This window comes from Deinococcus sp. NW-56, assembly GCF_002953415.1.
Classification (GTDB): domain Bacteria; phylum Deinococcota; class Deinococci; order Deinococcales; family Deinococcaceae; genus Deinococcus.
Map to the genome: position 1 here is coordinate 2,499,168 of NZ_CP026516.1, position 19,285 is coordinate 2,518,452.

Genomic DNA, 19,285 nt, shown 5'->3' on the forward strand with positions numbered 1-19,285 from the left:
GTCAGGGGGCCAGGACTGTCATCTCAATGGTGAGTGATCCGGTCCGGCACTGTGCTCCCTGGGCACGCGTGATCACCCCAAAGGAAGAGGTGCCGGGCCGGGCCGTCTCAGGCACCCGCACCCGCACCGTGACCTGGGGACCGCTGAAGCTCAGCGAATCGCGCAATACGTCAACGGGCTGAATCACGCCCCCCGTGAAGAGTGCCCCCGGAGCAGAGCTAGAGCGTATAAAACTCACTTCGCCCTGGTTGGGTTGACCATTGACCAGCACCGATAGGGTGACCTCGCGGGTCTCGCCGGGGCGCAGGGTGACCGTCCCGCCTCCGCTCACCGTGCGCTCCTGGCCTGTCGGGATGCAGACTTCCGAGTCGGGAATGGGAATCCGCAGGGGCTGCGAGCAGGCGGGTAGGGCCAGCAACAGGACCAGGGGAAGCCAGAGGGGGCGAGGCATGGCTGGGAGTATAGGTGTGTCCGACGCGGGCGACCTGACCACTTTTGCACCCACTCCAACCCGCACCCCCCCCACGTTGCTACAGTCCCCCCCATGAGTCTGACGATTGACCTCTCCGGCAAGACGGCCCTGGTGATGGGCGTGGCGAACGCCCGCAGCCTGGGCTGGGCCATCGCCGAACCCCTCCTTCAGGCCGGGTGCCGGGTGGGCTTTTCCTACCAGGGGGAGCGCCTGAAGGGCGAACTCGACAAGCTGCTCGTGGGCCGTGAGGGCGTGTGGACCCAGCAGGCCGACGCGACCAGTGAGGACGACCTGACGGCGCTGTTCGCCCGCGTCCGCGAGGAATTCGGGCATCTGGACTACCTCGTGCATTCCATCGCCTACGCGCCCCGCCCCGCGATGGAAGGCCGCTTTATCGCCACCACGCCGGAGGACTGGAACACCGCGCTCAATGTCAGCGCCTACACGCTGGTGAGCGCGGCCCGCCACGCCGAGGGGCTGCTGCGCCCCGGCGGCAGCATCGTGAGCCTGACCTACCACGCCTCGCAGCAGGTCGTGCCCAAGTACAACGTGATGGGGGTGGCCAAGGCGGCGCTGGAGGCCGCCACCCGCTACCTCGCCGCCGATCTGGGCAAGGCGGACGTGCGCGTCAACACCATCAGCGCCGGGGCGATGCGGACGGTCGCGGCCCGCTCCATCCCCGGCTTCAGCGGCCTGTACGACGAGGCCGGACGCCGCGCCGCCCTGGGCCGCCACGCCACCCCCGAGGAGGTGGGCAAACTGGCCCTCTTCCTGCTCTCGGACCTGGGCAGCGGCGTGACCGGGCAGACGGTCTATGTGGACGCCGGGGCGAACATCATGACCATGCCGCTGGAGTAGTCCCCCCGCCGCGCCCAGCCTCAACCCTGCTTTACTTCCCACAGTGGCCCCCGGTTCACGCGCTACAGTGGCGGGCGTGACGTGGCTGAAGCCGGTGAGCATCGATGGAGACGCGCAGGCCGCGTATAACGAGTTTCTGCGGAATCTGGAATCCAGGCTCGCGGACCCGGCGACCGACCGCAACGTGGTGGCCCGCGAGGTGCTCGCTCAGGCGATGTACGGGCGCGAGTACGGGCAACTCCTCGCGGACGCGCCTCTCGCGGCCCTGAACCTCGACGCGCGGAACGTGACCTTTGAGGCCGAGTATTACCTCGCCACCGACGCCGAGCAGTTTGCCCGCGTCAAGCCGCTGCTGTGGCTGTGGAAGAACCTCGACCTCACGCCGGTCGGGCAGAATCCGGTGACCGGCATCCCGGTGCGCCGGATTCTCGCCGGGCACATCTTCCGGCGGGTCGGGCGCGACTTCAAATGCTGGCAGAACGTGGAGTTCAGCGTGGGCTACAACATGGAGGTGGGGGACAACGTGGTCGTTCACCGCCACGTCCTGCTCGACGACATCGGCGGCATCGAGTTGCAGGACAATGCCTCGGTCAGCGACTACGTGAATATCTACAGCCACACGCATTCCGTGCTCGACGGCCCGGACGTGACCCTGCGGAGGACCGTGATCGGCCGGGGAGCACGGATCACGTACCACTCCACCATCCTGGCCGGGAGCGTGGTCAGCGACGACGCGATGCTCGCCACCCACGCCCTGCTGCGCGGGGACATCCCGCCGCACGGCATCGCGATGGGGCTGCCCGCCCGCGTGACCCGCTTCAAGGAGCGGCCCCGGCCGGAAGCCTACGGGGTGGACTCGCGCACCCATCCGCACGACGCGGGGCGCAAGGCCAACCCGCAGTTTCCCGACCCCACGCCCAACCAGACCCGCGTGCCGGGAGACGGCGACCGCTAACCCCGCGCCGTGACCCTCCCCGGTGCCCACCGTGAGGCCATCTGGACGCGGCTGCTGCGCGAGCGGGCCTGCGCGTACCCGCTGCCACCGCATGGGCACCACCCCAACTTCATCGGGGCTGCCCAGGCGGCACGGTCACTGCTCTCGCACCCGGAGGTCGCCGGGCACCGCACGCTGATCGTGGGCGGCGACCGGGTGCTCTATCCGCTGCGAAAGCTCGCGCTGGAGGCAGGCCTGACCCTCTACGTCCCGCACCAGACGCGCGAGGGGTGGTACTGGCGGCTGACCGACCCGGCGGGGGCGCAGCTCCGGGCCATGCCCCGCGTGGGCGAGCCGAGGCTGCATCCGGAGGGGGCGGGGGCCGTCGTCCTCGCCTGCGTCGCTGTGGACCGGGCGGGCGGGCGGCTGGGCAAGGGCTTCGGCTGGGGGGCGCGGGGCCTGGGCCTCGGCCTGCCCGAATACACGCTGGCGCACCCGCTGATGCTGGCGGACGCGCTGCCGTGCCCGCCCGACTCGCGAGTGAGGCTGATCGGGTTACCGGGAAGGGTGCTCGGCGTCTCGGCGCAGGCGGGCCAGCAAACTCTAGACTGAGTTCATGACCAAGCGCAGCAAAGTGTTCGTGCCCGCCGTCGTCACCGTGGCGACGGTCGGGGTGGCCGCCGGGGCCGCCTACGTCGCCCGGTACCGCAAGGACGACGTGAAGGACCTGTTCGTGGCGCAGGCGCTGGAGCGCCCTGCCGCCCGCCAGAGCTATACGGAACTCGCGCAGGGGCTGGAGCGTTCCGGCATCGCCCTCTTCCAGCGGGCGGGCCGCGCCGCCGACACCCAGGCCAACCGTGCCGTGCTGACCCACATCATCGGGATCGAGCGCTGGGGGCAGGAGCGGCTGCGGGTGGCGCTGGGCGAGCGCGCGTTCGTGCGCGACGACCACCACCCCTACAAGCCCGGCGCGGGCACCACATTGCGTGAGCTTCAGGACCTCCTCTCCCAGACCCGTGCCCGCACGGTGGACCTCGCCCGGCGCCTGAACGCTTCCCCACCCGCCGAGGGCACCACCGTCGAGCACAACGGGCTGGGGCCGCTGACGCCCAAGGGCTGGCTGCGCTACCTGACCCAGCACGCCGACCTCGAAAGCCGCAAGGTGCGCGGGGCCAAGGAAGCCAAGGCCCTGGGCGAGTGACCCCGCCCACGCTCTGGACGGTCGGCTATGAGGGAGCCGACCAAGGCGCTTTTCTCGCCACGCTGGAGGCGGCGGGCGTGACCCTGCTCGCCGACACGCGGGAGCGGGCACAGAGCCGCCGCCGGGGCTACAGCAAGACACCACTCTCGCAGGCGCTCGCGGAGCGCGGCATCGGCTACCGCCACCTGCGGACGCTGGGGACGCCGCCCCCGGTGCGCAAGGCGTACAAGCTCGACCACGATTTCCAGGCGCTGGAGGCGGCCTACACCCTGCACCTCGCCACCCAGGGGGAGGCGCTGGAGGAGCTCGGCGCCCTCGCGGGGCGGGAGCGGGTGGCCCTGCTGTGCTTTGAAGCCGATCCCAAAGCGTGCCACCGCTCGCTGATCGCCCGCCGCCTGCGGGCGCTGGGGCTGGTGGGCGAGGTGGTGGACCTCGACATTCCGGGCCGCCAGGGAACGTAGCCCAGCGCCGTAGAAAGCTGTAAGACCCTCTCCCCTACCCTGGGCGGCGATGAGCGTGCTGCAAGCCCTCTTGGGCGTGATCGTGAAGGCCGGGGCCAGTGACATCCACCTGCGGGCGGGGAGTGCGCCTGCCGCGCGGGTCAACGGCGAGATCGTGCGCTTCGGCGAGGACCGACTGCTGCCCGAACACGTCGAGACGTTCGCCCGCGAGATGATGGGGCGCCCCGGCCTGTGGGACGAGTTCCTGACCCGCCGCGACGGCGACTTCGCCTATGGAGTGCCCGGCGTGGCCCGCTTCCGGGTGAACGCCTACTACCAGCGCGGCACGGTGGGCCTGATCATGCGCGTGATCGAGGACAAGCCCATTCCCGGCTTCGCGGACCTCGGGCTGCCGGTGGGCACCTTCGAGGAACTCGCGGGGCACGAGCGCGGCTTGGTGCTGGTGACCGGGCCGACTGGGTCGGGCAAGACGACCACGCTGGCCTCGCTGCTCGACCACATCAACGCCACGCAGCCCGTCAACATCGTGACGCTGGAAGACCCCATCGAGGTGCTGCACCGCGACAAGCGGGCGCTCGTCTCGCAGCGCGAACTCGGCACCGATACGCTGAGTTTCGCGGCGGGGCTGCGGGCTGCGATGCGCCAGGACCCCGACGTCATCCTGATCGGCGAGATGCGCGACAAGGAGACGGTGGAAGCCGCGCTCTCGGCCGCGCAGACGGGGCACCTCGTCTTCTCGACCCTGCACACTCAGGACGCGATTCGCACGGTCAACCGCATCATCGATTTCTTCGCCCCGCACGAGCGCGACCAGATCCGGCTGGGGCTGTCGGAGAGCCTCGTCGGGGTGGTCAGCCAGCGGCTGCTGCCGCGCAAGGGTGGCGGGCGGGTCCTGGGCATGGAGATTCTGCTGGGCACGCCCACCGTCCGCGAGTGCGTCAAGGACCCCGAGCGCACCGACGAGATCAAGCAGGCTCTGCTGGAAGGTGGGGCGCGGGGAATGCACACCTTCGACCAGCACCTCGCCCAGCTCGTGAGCGAAGGGCTGATGACCGAGGAAGACGCCATGCAGACCGCCACCAGCCCGCACGAACTGAAGATCATGCTGATGAAGGCGCAGTTCGCCTGAGTCGCGGCACAAAGACCCGGCACGCCTTGACGTTGGGCGTGCCGGGTTCGCCTGAAAGAGGTCAGTAGGGAGGCCGCACCGCCCGGCGCAGCACCGACGCGGGCGTCTCGCGGACGGTGCGGTCCACCCCCGCCACCGGGGAGCGGTAGATCAGTTCGGAGACGAGGCTGCGCTGCTCGTCCAGCGCGTGGCACACCTGCCGCGCGAGCGAACGCCACAGGACCAGCGTGAACCCGGTCACCAGCATCAACCCCACCAGCACCGCGATCATGGGCTGGAGCTGCTCAGCCAGCACCTCGTCGAAATTGGTGATGAAGTACTCGGCCGTCGTCATCCGGAACAGGGTCGCGGGCAGCAACCACAGTCCCAGGCCCAGCAGCAGGGCGGCGGCGTATTTCAGGGGTGAGGTCGCGTCCCGCAAGGCCCGGTGCAGTGCCCCCGAGGGGCCAGGCTGCCGCTGCCACGGTCCCACCCGGCCCGCCCAGCGCGACAGCCCCCCGAAGCCCCGCCACAGCAGTCCCAGGATCGGTACTGTCAGCGTGACCGCCAGCACCACCGTGATGAAGGCGTACAGCCCGGCGGGGAGCAGTTGCATGGTGGGATCAGGCTGCCCCGCCACCCAGATGCGGATGACCACGAACGCCAGCACACCCAGCCCCAGCACCCAGCGAAAGCCCTGCGTCGCCCCGATAAAGGCCCGCCTCGCCCCCTGGTCGTCCCGGTGCGGCAAGCCCGCCGCCCACGCCCGGAAGCCCACCAGCCCCAGCGCGAGCAGCCCTGCCAGTAGTCCCAGGGTCACCTCCAGCGCGAGGTGCGGCAGAATCCGGGCCAGATGCAGGGCGGGAATGCCGATCTCCCGCGTGTCCTCCGGCATTCCGGCCCACGCCCGCAGCAGGAAGAACACCAACGCGCCGCACACCGCGAACAGGGCGAGGGCAGCGGCGGCCAGCACTCGCAGGGCCAGGTCCTGACGCGGCGTCAGCAGGGGTGTCATGGTGGGGGCAGCGTACACTGCCCGGCTGACCGGTGTGGGCAACAGTGCAGCTCTACGCCTGCATTCCCCGGCCCTTGTTCATCCATGCGGGCGGCTTGGGCGCGAAGCGGCCCAGGATGGTCCCCTGGTCGTAGGCGAGGTAGGCGTCCGCCCAGGGAAAGGTCTGGTTGAGCACCCGGATCGCCTCCGGGCTGCCCATGTTGTGGTCGAGCTGGTAGAGCACGAACTGCTCGGGCGTCTCCAGCCGCAGGTAGGTCGGCATGGCCCCGGCGTGTTCGTCCAGCACGCTCTGGAACTCGCCCACCGCGTCGGGCGTGGCCGTTTCCAGGTCGATGGTCACGTACATGACCTTGGGGACCTCGGCGAGCTGCTCGATGCTCACGACTTCCTCCGCGATGGCCCGCAGCCCGCCGTCTTCCGATTCCAGCTCCACGATCACCAGGGCGGGCGTGTCGTTGACCAGCTTCTCCTGAATGCGGTCGTAGGCGCGGGAAAAGGCCACCAGCTCGGTCTGTCCCGACTCGTCCGCGAGGATGAAGCGGGCCATCATGCCGCCCGACTTGGTGGGCTTCTTGACCACGCTCTCGATCATGCCCGCCAGCACCGCCTTGACCCGCTTGCCCGGCGCGACGTTCTGGGTGGTGAACCAGGCGTCGAGGTCCGAGATGCGGCAGCTCGCGGCCTCGCGCAGCCCCTCGTGCTGCTCCAGCGGGTGCCCGGAGATGTAGAGGCCCAGCGACTCCTTCTCGACGGCGAGGCGCTGGAGGTCGGTGTACGGCTCGACGCCTGATTTGAGCCTCGGCTCGGGGGCGGTCTCGTTCATGCCGAACAGGGCGTCCATGCCGCTGTTCGCCATCGCCGCCGCGCCCTGTGCCCAGGCCATCGCTTCTTCCAGGCTCTCGGAGAGCTGCCGCCGCTCCCCGAAGCGGTCGAAGGCCCCCGACTTGATCAGCGACTCCATCGCCTTGCGGTTGCAGACCTTGTTGCCCAGGCGGGAGCAGAAGTCGGCGAGGGACTTGTAATGGCCGCCCCGCTCGCGTTCCTCCAGAATCCGCTGCACGGCCGCCTCGCCCAGGCCCTTGATCGCGTACAGGCCGAACAGAATCTCCTCGCCCTGCACCGCGAAGTCGGGCGCCGAGCGGTTGATGTCGGGCGGCAGCACCCGCACGTCCATCTTGCGGGCGTCGGAGACGTACTCCGCCACCTTGTCGGAGTCCCGGCGCTCCACAGTGAGGAGGGCGGCCATGAACTCGACCGGGTAGTTGGCCTTCAGCCACGCGGTCTGGTAGGTGATGACCCCGTAGGCGGCCGAGTGCGACTTGTTGAAGCCGTAGTTGGCAAAGGCGTCCAGCAGGTCGAACAGGCGGTTGCCCTCGTCCTCGGGCACGCCGTTCTCCCTGGCTCCGGCGACGAAGATCTGCCGCTGGCGTTTCATCTCCTCGGCGTCCTTCTTGCCCATCGCGCGGCGCAGCAGGTCGGCTCCGCCTAGCGAGAATCCGGCGACCTCGGAGGCGATCTGCATGATCTGTTCCTGGTAGACGGGGATGCCGTAGGTTTCCGCCAGGATCTTTTCCAGCCATTTCGCGCTGTTGGGAAAGCCGTCCTTGACGTAATCCACTTCCTCGACGCCGTGGTGACGGCGGACGTAGGTGGGGATGTTCTCCATTGGGCCAGGGCGGTAGAGGGCCGAAAGGGCAATGATGTCGGCGAGGCGGCGGGGCTTGAGACGGCGGGAGGCGTCCGCGATGCCTGCCCCTTCAAGCTGGAAGACGCCTTTGGTGTCGCCCCGGCTCATCAGCTCGTAGGTCCGGGCGTCGTCGAAGGGAATCGCGTCGAAGTCGATCTCGATGCCCTTGGACTCGCGCATGATGCGCTTGGCCTCGTCGAGGAAGGACAGGGTCCGCAGCCCCAGGAAGTCCATCTTGATCAGGCCGATGTCCTCCACGGCCTTCATGTCGTACTGGCAGACCATGCCCTCGCCGGAGGTGTCGCGCATGACGGGCACGAGGTCGGTCAGTTGCGTCTTGCCGATTACGACGCCTGCCGCATGGACCGAGGCGTGGCGGGTCAGGCCCTCGAGCTTCTGCGCGAACTCGTAGGCTTCGAGCAGTTGGGCGTCTTCCGCCAGCATCTGCTGGATGTCCGGCACGGCCTCCCGCGCCTGCTCCAGCGAGTAGGACTTGCCGAACTTGATGGGGATCAGCTTGGAAACCTTGTCCACCTTGGCGTATTCCAGGCCCATCACGCGGGCCACGTCCTTGAGGCACGCCTTGGACGCCATCGTCCCGAAGGTGGCGATCTGCGCGACCTTGTCGTCGCCGTACTTCTGCTGCACGTAGCCGATGACCTCGCCGCGCCGGGCATCGTTGAAGTCGATGTCGAAGTCGGGCATGGAGATGCGGTCGGGATTCAGGAAACGCTCGAACAGCAGTTCGAATTCCAGCGGATCGAGGTTGGTGATGCGGATCGCGTAGGCGACGAGCGACCCCGCGCCCGACCCACGCCCCGGCCCCACCGAGATGCCCTGGTCCTTGGCCCAGTTGATGTAGTCCGCGACGATCAGGAAGTAGTCGGGAAAGCCCATGTTGTTGATGACCGAGAGTTCGTACTCGGCCCGGCGCAGGATGACGAGGGCGTGGGTATGGTGCGCCTTCGTGGTCTCCTCGCCGTCCGCTTCAGGGTCGAGTTCGATGGCCGTGTCGCTGTCTCCCTGGCGGGCCTGGCGGCAGTCCTCGTGGGCGTAGGGGGGCAGCTTTCCGGCCTCAGCCTCGGCTTCCATGACCTCCAGCGCCGGGTATTTCGTGTACTTCTCCCCCGCCGCCTTGCCCCGCGCCTCCCACTCGCTGCCCATGAAGGCGAGCAGGGTGAACAGCGTTTCGAGGTCGCAGGTCGTGGCATCGCAGCCCTTCACGCGGGCAAGGACTTTCGCCCGGTCCTCCGCCCCCAGCGCCTCCAGCGAGCGCAGGGCGTAGTCGCGCAGCAGCCCCTCCGTCGCGTGGGCCGGATACCGCTTGACCGTGCCCCGGTACGTCTGCACCCGCAGTTCCTCGGCCATCGTGCGGCCTTCGGGGATGGGGAGGGCGGGCATCTGGTACCGCCGCTTCTTGCCGACGGGCAAGTCGACATTGCAGATGGACGCGATATGGGCCGTGTTGTCGAAGGGCTCCTCGCCCCACTCGGAGACGGGGAGGGCCGCCTGCATCTCGTCGAGGCCCTTCACGTAGAACTCGTCACAGGGGAACTTGAAACGGTTCTCGTCGGCCAGGGTCGCCTTGGTCTGGATGGCGAGCAGCGTCTCGTGGGCGGTCGCGTCGGTCTTCTTGACGTAGTGGCCGTCGTTCGTGGCGACCATCCCGATGCCGAGTTCCTGCGCCCAGGCCTTCAGGATGGGGTTGTTGCGCTTCTGCTCGGGCAGGCCGTGGTCCTGAATCTCGATGAAATAGTTCTCGCCGAACAGGTCGCGGTACCACAGCAATCTCTGCTTGGCCTCGTCCTCGCGGCCCTGAAGCAGGAGTTGCTGCACCTCCGACCCCAGGCAGCCGGAAAAGGCGATCACACCTTTGTGATGCTCCTGCAAGAGTTCGTGGTCGATGCGGGGCTTGTAGTAGTAGCCCTCGGTGTAGCCGCGCGAGCTGAGGCGGCAGAGGTTCTGGTAGCCCTCGAAGTCGCGGGCGAGCAGGGTCAGGTGGAAGATGCCCTTTTCTCCGTCACCTGCGCGCGTGCGGTCGCGGCGGGTTCCCAGGCCCGGCACCACGTAGGCCTCGTAGCCGATGATGGGCTTGACGCCCATGCCGGTCGCGTAGTTGTAGAAGTGCACCGCCCCGTGCATGTTGCCGTGGTCGGTCATGGCGAGTGCCGGTTCGCAACCCTCGGGCGTGACCTCCTTGGCCCATTTCAGGAGGTCCTTGAGCTTGGCCGCGCCGTCCAGCAGGCTGTACTGGGTGTGCTGGTGCAGGTGCGCGAACTTCTTCGGGCCGCAGCAGGAGCCGTCCGGCAGGTGGATGTGCGGTTGAGCAGCGTCGGCGGCGGTCATGTCCAGAGTCTAGAGGCTGAGAGTATGGGTTTTGAAGCGTGACAGAACTTTTCTGCCCTGAGCAGAGAGGAGTCCTTTTTCCGCGTTCAGATCGATAATCCGAGGATGGACCGGCGAGCCTACCCCAGCGACGTTGACGACGAGATGTGGCTGTTCATGCGCCCGTACCTGACCCTCGTTCCAGAAAACGCACCCCAGCGCAAGTATTCGCTCAGGGAGATGCTCAATGCCACGTTATGGGTCGCTCGCACCGGGAGCCAGTGGGCGTACCTACCGCACGATTTCCCGCCGTACGAGCTGGTGTACCAGCAGGCCAGGCGGTGGATGGAGCACGGGTGCTTCGAGAACATGGCGCACGATCTACGTGCACTCAAACGAGAGGATGCCCTCAGAGAGGGCATTCCCACGGTGGCCATCATCGACAGCCGGACGCTACAGAGCACCGCTGAAAGCGGTGCAAGGGCCGGGTATGACGGGGCCAAACGACGCAAAGGCAGCAAAATTCACGCCGCTGTCGACACGCTCGGGAACGTGTTGACACTGCTCGTGACCCCCGGGAATGAGCAGGATCGAGACCAGGTGTATGACCTGTGCCGGGAGGTGCAGGCGCTCACGGGTGGAAGCATTGACGTGGTGATTGCAGACCAGGGCTATACCGGGGATCAGGCGAGCACCGATGCAGCGGTGAACGACGTCGAGCTGGTGGTCGTGAAAAGGCCGTCTGGGGCGCATGGATTTGTCTTGCTCCCGAGGAGGTGGATTGTGGAGCGGACCTTCGCCTGGACTGCGCGTTTCAGGCGGCTGGCACGGGATTTAGAGCGGTTACCCGAGATGTTGCTCGGCTTTCACTGGTTGGCCTTGTCGGTTCTGTTACTGCACAACCTCAGTCCCATTCTTGGGATGGGTTCCTAGCACGCTCTAGGCCGGACCTCTCCTGCGGGTCAGTGGCGCCCGGCCTTGACGGCCCTAAGTGGCCGGAGGTCACCCTCATGAGCGGCAAAGGTCGCGCTTCTCACTCTTAAGTATTACAGTGGGCGCACACATGAAGCCGCATACCATCTTCCTCTCATCCGTCTTGTGGTGCGGTGTGGCGGGGTGCTGGGCGGGGGCGCAGGCCGACCCCTTCCAGCGGACGGCCCCGGCCCAGTCTTTGCCCAACCTGCGGACAAGCGCGTCACCGACTCCTCCGGCGGCGCCCCGCTCGGCGGCGACGGCAGCTCCTGCCACGACCTCAAAGGCTCCGGCACCGGCTGAAGCGACTTTCGGCACCCCGCGCACGAGCAGCGACGGCTCGCAGACGCGGGTGGTCTTTGACCTGACGCCGGGCGTGTCGTACACGCTCAACCCCACTTTCGGGGGGCTGCGGCTGGACGTGAAGGGCGCCCGCGTGATGCCCGCCGTCACCACCCGGCTGGGGGCCAGCGTGAGCGAGTACCGCGCCGGAAACGGCTCGGTGACCCTGTTCACCCCCTTTCCGCTCTCGCTGACGGACGGCTGGCGGGCCTCGGAGGCGACCCTGGCCTCCGGGTCGCGGGTCCTGATTCTGGAGTTCGGGCCGACCCTCTCGGGCGGGGCGAGTGCGTCCTTGAAGGCGCTGGTCCGCACGGCGACCACGCCCGCCACGCCCGCGCTGGCGCTGACGGCCACCCCCCCCGTGCCCAAGGCCCTGGCCGAACAACTGCCGCCCGGCGACGCGATTGCTCCCGCGAACCGGGCGGCGTTGCCGTCGCCCCCCGCCCTGCCCGGCCACGATCCGAACAAGCCCAGTGCGCTGGCGGGCCGGGTCAGCCCCGGAGTCACGTCGGGCACGGCGCTGGGCACCCCCCGCGTCGGTAAGAATCCGGGCCTGACGCGCATCGTGCTGGACCTGCCGCCGGGCACGACCTACCGCCTGGTGCCCGGCGGGCTGGGCCTGCGGGTCGAGCTGACCGGGGTGACGGCGGCGGCCCTGAGCGCCCAGAACGTCAGCCCCGAGGTGCGCGGGTGGCGCTATGAACCCAGCCCGAACGGCGTGACGGTCACGCTGCTCACCGGCACCCCCCTGACCGAGCGCAGCGGCTGGCGGGCACTGCTCGTGCCGCCGCTGGAGGGCAGCACGCTCTCGCGGCTGGCGATCGACCTCTCGCCCGCGCTGGCGAACCTGACGCCGCTGGCCCCGCGCGAGAAGGTGGTCGCGGCGGTGCCCGCCACCCCGGTGAGCCGGGGCACGGCGCTGCTGGCCCTCAGCACCAGCCTGGTGCAGCCGCGCGTGGTCTTGGACGCCGGGCACGGGGGCAAGGACCCCGGTGCGGTCGGCTCGGTGATCGAGAAGCAGATCACGCTGGACGTGGCCCTGCGGGTGCGCGAGCTGCTGCGGGCGGCGGGCGTGGACGTGGTGCTGACCCGCGACGGCGACCGCGAGCTGCATTCCGACAAGGTCACCGACCTGAACCTGCGGGCCGGGGTGGGCCGGGCGCAGGGAACCCAGTTGTTCGTGAGTATCCATGTCAATGCGCTGGACGCCAAAACGGCGCTGCGCGGCTACGGCATCGAGACGTGGTGGAATGGCAACCACCCGCTGTCGAGTTCGCTGGCGGGCCTGCTGCAGCAGCATATGGTGGACGTGACCGGGGCCTACTCGCGGGGCCTGCGCAGCAACCGCTCGCTCGCGGTCTTGCGGGAGAACAGCGTGCCTGCCGCCCTGGTGGAAATCGGGTTTGCCAGCCACCCCGTCGATGGCCTGAACCTCAAAGACACCCACTACCTCGACCGGGTGGCGCTCGGCATCGCCCAGGGCATCCGCGCGGCGCTGGTGGGCGGCGTCTCGGCCAGTGGGGCGGTCGCAGGTAGATAAGCCAGGCCCCCAACACCAGAAGGACCCCGCGCGGCTGGCGGGGTCCCTCCGTTTTTCCGGTGCCGGGTCATACGGGATTGCTCTGATTCCAGAACATCCGGGAAAGCACCATAGGGTCTTCCATCGCCGCAACCCCGTACTTTTTGCTTCTCGCTCTCCTGCGGAGCTGTGCCAGTCCGCTCGGATGATTCCAAGGAATCATCGCAATTTGGTATCAGTCCCGCTCGCGCTCGCGCTCGGCGTTGAGCTGGGCCTGAAGCTGGGCTTGGCGCTGGCGCACGTAGTCCTGATGGAAACGCGATTCGTCCATCAGCTCGGTGCCAACCGTGAGCTTGCCGGTGGCGAGTTCGCGCATGGCGAGCGTGACGAGGTTGCGGGTGCGTGCCCGCTGCTCGTTCGAGACCACGCTGGGTGCTCCGGAGCGCAGTTGCAGCGCCCGCTTGGCGGTCACGACCGACAGGCGGTACTTGCTGTCGGTCAGGGAAAGAAGCTTGTCGATATCCTGTTCGGCCATGTAAGAACCCCTTTCATCCGGCGCCTGCCCCGGCTGGGGCGGGAAGCGACGGGCATCCGGCCTGCCCCGGGTGGGCGGGCGTACTCAGCCGCTCAGTCTAGCCCACCGGGGCCAGGGAGAGGCGGGGCAAGCCGGGCAGGGTTCAGCGCAGGGCGCTGATGGGTGCAAAAGTGCGGTCCTGCTCGGCCCGCAGGCGCACGGCGAGGCGCCCTTCCGGCAACTCCACATCGTCGTAGGTGAGCACGGCGTCTCTCGGGACCGCCCGGCGCAGGCGGCCGCCCTCGGCCAGGCCCATCGGGAGCAGGCGCTGGGCCGCCGTCACGTCCGCGTTCTCGCACTGGCCGTAGGTGAGGTAGCCGCCCAGACCGTCTATCGTCTCCCCCGCTGCCAGGTCACGCTTGGCAGTGGCGACCACGTCCACGACGGGAGCGCCCAGCGGCTGCAGCACCGGGTCCCCGAACAGCACCGCGCGGGCCACCGACAGCGGGACCTCGAAGTGGCACAGGTGGTAGGGCGTGTAGAAGCTGTAGAGCGGCCCTTCCCCCAGCTTGTAGAGGTTGAGGTAATGCCGCTGCTTGGGGTCGTCGTGCGTGGCGTACACGAAGACGCCGGGGCCGGGCTTGGCACCCACGACGTAGTCCACGACGCCCCCGAGACGGCGCAGCTCGTCCGCGTCGTAGAGGTGGCGCAGGTCGTCCACGTGCCCGGTGAACTCCAGCCCGCGCATCCCGCGCTGGGCCACCCGCATCCCGGTGCCGTTGGCGACGATGGCCTGCTCGAAGGAGATCTTGGTGCCGTCCGCGAAGCTGGTCACCATATGGGGGTTCTGGCCCCAGCGCTCGGCAAAGGCCCGCTGGGTGGTCGGCGTGCGGTAGGGGTCTTGCAGACCCTTGATGTTGCCGCACAGCAGCGGCGTCAGGCCCAGGCTGCGGACATAGCGGTAGAGGTTCATCTCCACGCCGGGCTGGTCCCCGTCGGCGGCGGTCAGGATCACGCCCGCCCGGTCGGCCATCTGCTTGAGCAGCGGCCCCACCGTCGCGTCGAGTTCGGCGTTCATGGTGACCATGTGCTTGCCGTGCGCGATGGCCTCGACCGTCACCCCCGCGCCGAATTCCACGTCCCCGGTCACCTCGATCAGGCAGTCGATCCCGGCGGCGCGGCACAGGAGAAGCGCGTCCTCGGTGACCGCCGCATGGCCCGTGTGGACAGCGTCCTCCAGGGCGGCCAGGGTGCTCACCTCGCGCACGTCCTCGACCCCGGCCTCCGCGTAGGCGCGGCGGGCGTTCTCCAGGGTGCGGTTGGCGACCGCCACCAGCCGCATCCCCGGCACCGAGTTCACGATCTGGTTGGCGACCCCCCGGCCCATGAAGCCCGCGCCGATCATGCCGACGCGGATGGGGTTGCCCTCCTCCTCCCGCGCCCGCAAGGCCCGGTCCACGATGATCACGCGGTCACCTCCTCGGTCGTCAGCAGCGGCCAGGCGGCGTCCTTGTCCGAGATCACGGTGACCGGCAGCGGCCAGGTGATGCCCAGGCGGGGGTCGTCGTAGCGCAGGCCCCCCTCGGCGCCGGGGGTGTAGAACTCGCCCACCTGATAGGTCACCTCCGCCCCGTCGGTCAGCGTCTGATAGCCGTGCGCGAAGAGTTCGGGCACGTACAGGGCGCGGCGGTTGTCCTCGGAGAGTTCCACCGCGACATGCTGGAGGTAGGTGGGCGAGCCGGGGCGCAGGTCCACGATCACGTCGACGATGGCCCCGCGCGTGCAGCGCACCAGCTTGGTCTCGGCGGCGGGCGGGCGCTGGAAGTGCAGCCCGCGCAGGGTCCCGGCCCGGTGGTTGAAGCTGAGGTTGGCCTGCGCCACCTCCACCTTCAGCCCGTGCGCGGCGAACTCGTGCTGGCAGAAGGTGCGGGCGAAAAAGCCGCGTTCGTCCTCGCGGAGTTCGGGCTCGACGATAAACGCGCCGCCCAGTTTCGTCTCGGTGAAAATCACGTCAGGCTCCCTTCGCGGGCGACCTGGCCCTGCGGCGCGGGTGCGGCAAAGGGGTCGGTCCAGAAGAAGTCGTGGTCGATCTGCCCGGTGGCGAGCAGGTACTCGAGCTGCTTGAGGCGGGTGTAGCCGCGCGACTCGAACTCGTCCCGCGTCAGCCCGATGCGGGCGAAGAGGGCCGCGAGCTGCGCCGCCCCCCGCGCCGCGTCCCACTCGCAGCGGAAGCCGGGCAGCTCCGAGGCGATCTTCTTGAAGGAAACCCGGTAGCTGCGGTTGTCCCCGCCATTCTCCCCGAAGCTCAGGCCGCAGCCCGGAAAAGCCGCCGCCACGACCTCCGCGATGTCGCGCACCCGGTAGTTCTGCTCGGTGCTCCCCACGTTGAAGGTCTGGTTGTGAATGGCCTCCTGGGGCGCCTCCAGCGTGCAGAGAATCGCCCGCGCGATGTCGTTGGCATGCACCAGCGGGCGCCAGGGGGTGCCGTCCGAGGTCATGCGGATCTCCCCGGTGGTCCAGGCCAGCCCCGCGAGGTTGTTCAGCACGATGTCGAAACGCATCCGGGGGGACGCCCCGAAAGCCGTCGCGTTGCGCAGGAAGGTGGGCGAGAAGGTGTCGTCCGCCATTGCCCGCAGGTCGCGCTCGACGAGCACCTTGCACTCCGCGTAGGCAGTCTGCGGGTTGACCGGCGAGGTCTCGTCCACGTGGTCCGCCGAGGCCACCCCGTACACGCTGCACGAGGACATGTACACGAAGCGCCGCACCCCCGCCGCCTTGGCGAGCTGGGCGAGGCGCACCGACCCCGCATGGTTGATGTCGTAGGTGATGGTGGGGAGCAGTTGCCCCAGCGGATCGTTGGACAGCTCCGCGAGATGAACGACCGCGTCCACCCCGGCGAAATCCTCCGGCGTCATCTGCCGGATGTCCTTGAACTGGGTCGGAGCCGTGCGGTCGGTGCCGTGGTACAGCCAGCCGCTCCGGAAGTAGCCGGTATCGACCGCGACGACCTCCATTCCCGCACGCAGGGCGGCGGGGGCGACGATGGAGCCCAGGTAGCCCTCGGTGCCGGTCATCAGAACCTTCATGCGGACACTCCTTGACGGGGAAAGGCAGCGAGCATGGGCCGGGGCGCGGCCGGGACCCGCGCGGCGACGGCCCGGCCGATCTCCAGGCTGGAGGTGGCCGCCGGGGAGGGGGCGTTGCAGACGTGCAGGGCGTTCGGGCCGTCCACCAGCAGGAAATCGTCCACAAGCCGCCCGTCGGGCGCGAGGGCCTGCGCCCGCACCCCGGCCGCGCAGGGCACGAGGTCCTCCGAACGCACCTCCGGAATCAGGCGCTGGAGGCTGCGGACAAAGAGCGTCTTGGACCACGACCGCAGCATCTCGGCGGCCCCCTCGCGCAGGTGCCGCCGCGCCAGCGCCCGGAAGCCGGGGTCGGCCAGCACCTCGCGCAGGTCGCGCAGGTTCACGTCGGACTTGCGGTAGCCCTCGCGCCGGAAGGCCAGCACCGCGTTCGGCCCCGCGTGGACCGAACCGTCGATCATGCGGGTGAAGTGCACCCCCAGGAAGGGGAAGTCGGGATTGGGCACCGGGTAGATCAGCCCGCGCACGAGGTGACGACGGTCCCCCCGCAGCTCGTAGTACTCGCCCCGGAAGGGCACGATGCGGCTGTGCGGATCGGTGCCCGCCAGCCGCGCCACCCGGTCGCTGTGCAGCCCCGCGCAGTTCACCAGCACCCTCGCGGCGAAGTCCCCGGCGGTCGTGCCGATGTCGTAGCCCTGCGCGGTGGGGCGCAGCCGCGTGACCCGCGCCCCGAAGCGCACGTCGGTGCCGCGCGAGCGGGCCAGCATCACGAGCACGGCGCTGACGTGGCGGTAGCTCACGATGCCGGTGGACGGCACCCGCAGCCCGGCCAGGGCCTGCACGTGGGGTTCGTACTCGCGGACCTCATCGCCGGAGAGCCGCTGCACGCTCAGGCCGTTCTGAAGCCCGCGTTCGTGCAGCCGCTCCAGGAGGGGGAGTTCCCCCGGCCCGGTCGCCACGATCACCTTGCCGCACTGCTCGTACTGGATACCGTGTTCCTCGCAAAACTGGATCATGGAGCGCACGCCCGCCGCGCACAGCCGCGCCTTGAGGCTGCCGGGGGCGTAGTAGATGCCCGAGTGGATCACCCCGGAGTTGCGCCCGGTCTGGTGCCGCGCGGGGCCGTCTTCCTTTTCCAGCAGCAGGATGGACGCCCCCGGATGCCGCTCGGCGAGGGCGTGTGCGGTCGCCAGCCCCACGACGCCGCCGCCGATCACCGCGTAGTCGTAGCGCACCGGGCTCACCACACCTTCCAGGGGGCCTGGTGCCCGCGCCACATCTCCTCCAGCACGTGCTTGTCGCGCAGGGTGTCCATGGGCTGCCAGAACCCGCTGTGGCGGTAGGCCGAGAGCTGGCCGTCCCGCGCGAGGTGGCGCAGCGGCTCGGCCTCCCAGGTCGTGTCATCCCCCTCGATATAGTCGAGCACCCCCGGCTCCAGCACGAAAAAGCCCCCGTTGATCCAGGCGCCGTCCCCGTTGGGCTTTTCCTGAAAGCTGCGGACCCCGTAGCCTTCCTCCAGCGCGACCGCCCCGAAGCGCCCCGGCGGCTGCACCACCGTCATGGTCGCCAGCCGCCCGTCGCGGCGGTGCAGGTCGATGGCGGCCTGGATATCCACGTTGCCCACCCCGTCGCCGTAGGTCAGGCAGAAGGTGCCGCCTTCCAGGTAGCGCTGCGCCCGCTTAAGACGCCCGCCGGTCATGGTCTCCTCGCCAGTGTCCACCAGGGTCACGCACCAGGGTTCGGCGTGGGCACAGTGGATGCGGGTCGTGTTCGTCCGCAGGTCGAAGGTCACGTCCGACATGTGCAGGTAGTAGTTGGAGAAGTACTCCTTGATCATGTACTGCTTATAGCCGCACAGCACCACGAAATCGGTGATGCCGTGGGCGGCGTAGATTTTCATGATGTGCCACAGGATGGGCCGCCCGCCGATCTCGATCATCGGTTTGGGGCGGACGGTGCTCTCCTCGCTGATGCGCGTGCCTAAGCCTCCGGCGAATATCACTGCCTTCATGGGAGCACCTCACGGAACGGGGGAGGGTGGGGCCGGGGGCCTGGGAGCACCGGGAAACCGCGCGGGGGAAGCGCGGACCAACGGCTCGGGACCTGAGCGGAGCGTGCATCTGAGAGGGACGTGACCGTACTGTACTGGCCCGCCGCCCAGGGGGTGCGCGAACCACGCTACGACCCGGTCTCGTCCCACAACGGGAGCGTGTGGCCGCACGACACCGCCGCCGCCACGCTGAGCTTCGAGCACTACGGCCTGCACGCCGGGGCGGCGCAGGTCGTCCGCGCCCTGTTCGACGTGGCCCGCTGGGCACCCGATCACCGTCTCAGCGAGCTGCTGGCGGGCTTTCCCTGCGACGACGGCCCGCCGGTCCCCTACCCCGCCGCCTGCCACCCCCAGGGCTGGGACGCCGCGATCCCGCTCGCGCTCGCGCACCTGCTGCCGGAGGTCTCTGGCCCAGAAGCCGCCACCCCCGCCCGGCAGGAGTGGACGCCCGCCTAGCCACCCGCCGCTGCCCATAAGAAAAAGTCCCGCTTAGCGCGGGACTTTCCTCTGGAGCCAGAGGTCGGATTTGAACCGACGACCTACTGATTACGAACAACTTGAGCAGGGGTCTGACCGGGTAGGGGCTGCCGGTAGGGGTAGGCCAAGAAACCGCGCCCAGTGCGTGAAAGCCAGTCTAACGCATTACGCCCGGTTACTACCCAGGGGGGGCACTTTTGCCCCGTGCGTTTGCAAATCGTTTGCAACCGGGACCGCCCTGCTACTTCCCGAACGTACTAGCGCGTA

At 68.9% G+C, this 19,285-nt stretch carries 18 protein-coding genes; 9 read left to right on the top strand and 9 right to left on the bottom strand.

The genetic code is table 11. From position 1 onward, the window contains the following. Position 1 precedes the first annotated feature (1 nt). Complete coding sequence (locus C3K08_RS17960; RefSeq protein ID WP_158679927.1) at positions 2 to 187, bottom strand: hypothetical protein; 186 nt, start codon at positions 185 to 187, stop codon at positions 2 to 4. A gap of 357 nt (positions 188 to 544) precedes the next feature. Here C3K08_RS17960 and C3K08_RS12540 point away from each other — a divergent pair, with 357 nt between their 5' ends. The 6 genes from C3K08_RS12540 to C3K08_RS12565 all read left to right on the top strand — a co-directional run bounded on the left by C3K08_RS12540 (position 545) and on the right by C3K08_RS12565 (position 5,055). Beyond that, entirely contained in the window at positions 545 to 1,330 is a 786-nt protein-coding gene (locus C3K08_RS12540; RefSeq protein ID WP_104991602.1) for an enoyl-ACP reductase, read from the top strand. Between the two features lie 76 nt (positions 1,331 to 1,406). After that, complete coding sequence (locus C3K08_RS12545; RefSeq protein ID WP_199776934.1) at positions 1,407 to 2,285, top strand: acyltransferase; 879 nt, start codon at positions 1,407 to 1,409, stop codon at positions 2,283 to 2,285. Between the two features lie 9 nt (positions 2,286 to 2,294). Then, positions 2,295 to 2,876, top strand: a complete 582-nt coding sequence (locus C3K08_RS12550) for a 5-formyltetrahydrofolate cyclo-ligase (RefSeq protein ID WP_234009080.1) — start codon at positions 2,295 to 2,297, stop codon at positions 2,874 to 2,876. Positions 2,877 to 2,880: 4 nt separating this feature from the next. Beyond that, positions 2,881 to 3,465, top strand: coding sequence for a DinB family protein (locus C3K08_RS12555; protein WP_104991603.1), 585 nt, complete (start codon positions 2,881 to 2,883; stop codon positions 3,463 to 3,465). Continuing rightward, positions 3,462 to 3,926: a DUF488 family protein gene (locus C3K08_RS12560; protein ID WP_104991604.1), complete on the top strand. Its 465-nt coding sequence runs from the start codon at positions 3,462 to 3,464 to the stop codon at positions 3,924 to 3,926. Before C3K08_RS12555 ends, C3K08_RS12560 begins: the two co-directional genes overlap by 4 nt. Positions 3,927 to 3,975: 49 nt before the next feature. Continuing rightward, complete coding sequence (locus C3K08_RS12565) at positions 3,976 to 5,055, top strand: PilT/PilU family type 4a pilus ATPase (RefSeq protein WP_104991605.1); 1,080 nt, start codon at positions 3,976 to 3,978, stop codon at positions 5,053 to 5,055. A 61-nt stretch (positions 5,056 to 5,116) separates the two neighbouring features. Here the strand turns inward: C3K08_RS12565 and C3K08_RS12570 are convergent, their stop codons facing one another. Continuing rightward, positions 5,117 to 6,049, bottom strand: coding sequence for a hypothetical protein (locus C3K08_RS12570; protein WP_104991606.1), 933 nt, complete (start codon positions 6,047 to 6,049; stop codon positions 5,117 to 5,119). 52 nt (positions 6,050 to 6,101) lie between these two features. Then, entirely contained in the window at positions 6,102 to 10,082 is a 3,981-nt protein-coding gene (gene dnaE / locus C3K08_RS12575; RefSeq protein ID WP_104991607.1) for a DNA polymerase III subunit alpha, read from the bottom strand. A gap of 105 nt (positions 10,083 to 10,187) precedes the next feature. On the opposite strand from dnaE, the gene C3K08_RS12580 reads away from it, so the two are divergent. Together C3K08_RS12580 and C3K08_RS12585 are read left to right on the top strand one after the other, a co-directional pair. Further along, positions 10,188 to 10,994 carry an IS5 family transposase gene (locus tag C3K08_RS12580; RefSeq protein ID WP_104991608.1) on the top strand — a complete coding sequence of 269 codons (807 nt, stop codon included), beginning with the start codon at positions 10,188 to 10,190 and terminating at the stop codon, positions 10,992 to 10,994. A 130-nt stretch (positions 10,995 to 11,124) separates the two neighbouring features. Continuing rightward, positions 11,125 to 12,915, top strand: a complete 1,791-nt coding sequence (locus C3K08_RS12585; RefSeq protein ID WP_104991609.1) for an N-acetylmuramoyl-L-alanine amidase — start codon at positions 11,125 to 11,127, stop codon at positions 12,913 to 12,915. A gap of 214 nt (positions 12,916 to 13,129) precedes the next feature. Here C3K08_RS12585 and rpoZ read toward each other — a convergent pair whose 3' ends face one another. The 6 genes from rpoZ to rfbF all read right to left on the bottom strand — a co-directional run bounded on the left by rpoZ (position 13,130) and on the right by rfbF (position 18,502). Next, positions 13,130 to 13,429 (bottom strand): DNA-directed RNA polymerase subunit omega, encoded by a 300-nt coding sequence (gene rpoZ, locus C3K08_RS12590; protein WP_104991610.1) that lies wholly within the window; start codon positions 13,427 to 13,429, stop codon positions 13,130 to 13,132. A gap of 142 nt (positions 13,430 to 13,571) precedes the next feature. Next, positions 13,572 to 14,876 (bottom strand): NAD(P)H-dependent oxidoreductase, encoded by a 1,305-nt coding sequence (locus C3K08_RS12595; RefSeq protein WP_104991611.1) that lies wholly within the window; start codon positions 14,874 to 14,876, stop codon positions 13,572 to 13,574. Next, complete coding sequence (rfbC, locus tag C3K08_RS12600) at positions 14,873 to 15,418, bottom strand: dTDP-4-dehydrorhamnose 3,5-epimerase (protein WP_104991612.1); 546 nt, start codon at positions 15,416 to 15,418, stop codon at positions 14,873 to 14,875. The genes C3K08_RS12595 and rfbC overlap by 4 nt, the downstream gene beginning before the upstream one ends. After that, positions 15,415 to 16,494 carry an NAD(P)-dependent oxidoreductase gene (locus C3K08_RS12605; RefSeq protein WP_104991613.1) on the bottom strand — a complete coding sequence of 360 codons (1,080 nt, stop codon included), beginning with the start codon at positions 16,492 to 16,494 and terminating at the stop codon, positions 15,415 to 15,417. The genes rfbC and C3K08_RS12605 overlap by 4 nt, the downstream gene beginning before the upstream one ends. After that, positions 16,491 to 17,735 (bottom strand): L-2-hydroxyglutarate oxidase, encoded by a 1,245-nt coding sequence (gene lhgO / locus C3K08_RS12610; RefSeq protein WP_234009081.1) that lies wholly within the window; start codon positions 17,733 to 17,735, stop codon positions 16,491 to 16,493. Before lhgO ends, C3K08_RS12605 begins: the two co-directional genes overlap by 4 nt. Further along, the gene (gene rfbF, locus C3K08_RS12615) at positions 17,732 to 18,502 is read right to left on the bottom strand and encodes a glucose-1-phosphate cytidylyltransferase (protein ID WP_104991614.1); all 771 of its coding nucleotides are present in this window, start codon (positions 18,500 to 18,502) and stop codon (positions 17,732 to 17,734) included. Before rfbF ends, lhgO begins: the two co-directional genes overlap by 4 nt. 120 nt (positions 18,503 to 18,622) lie before the next feature. On the opposite strand from rfbF, the gene C3K08_RS12620 reads away from it, so the two are divergent. Further along, positions 18,623 to 18,997: a hypothetical protein gene (locus C3K08_RS12620; protein ID WP_234009082.1), complete on the top strand. Its 375-nt coding sequence runs from the start codon at positions 18,623 to 18,625 to the stop codon at positions 18,995 to 18,997. Positions 18,998 to 19,285: the final 288 nt, after the last annotated feature.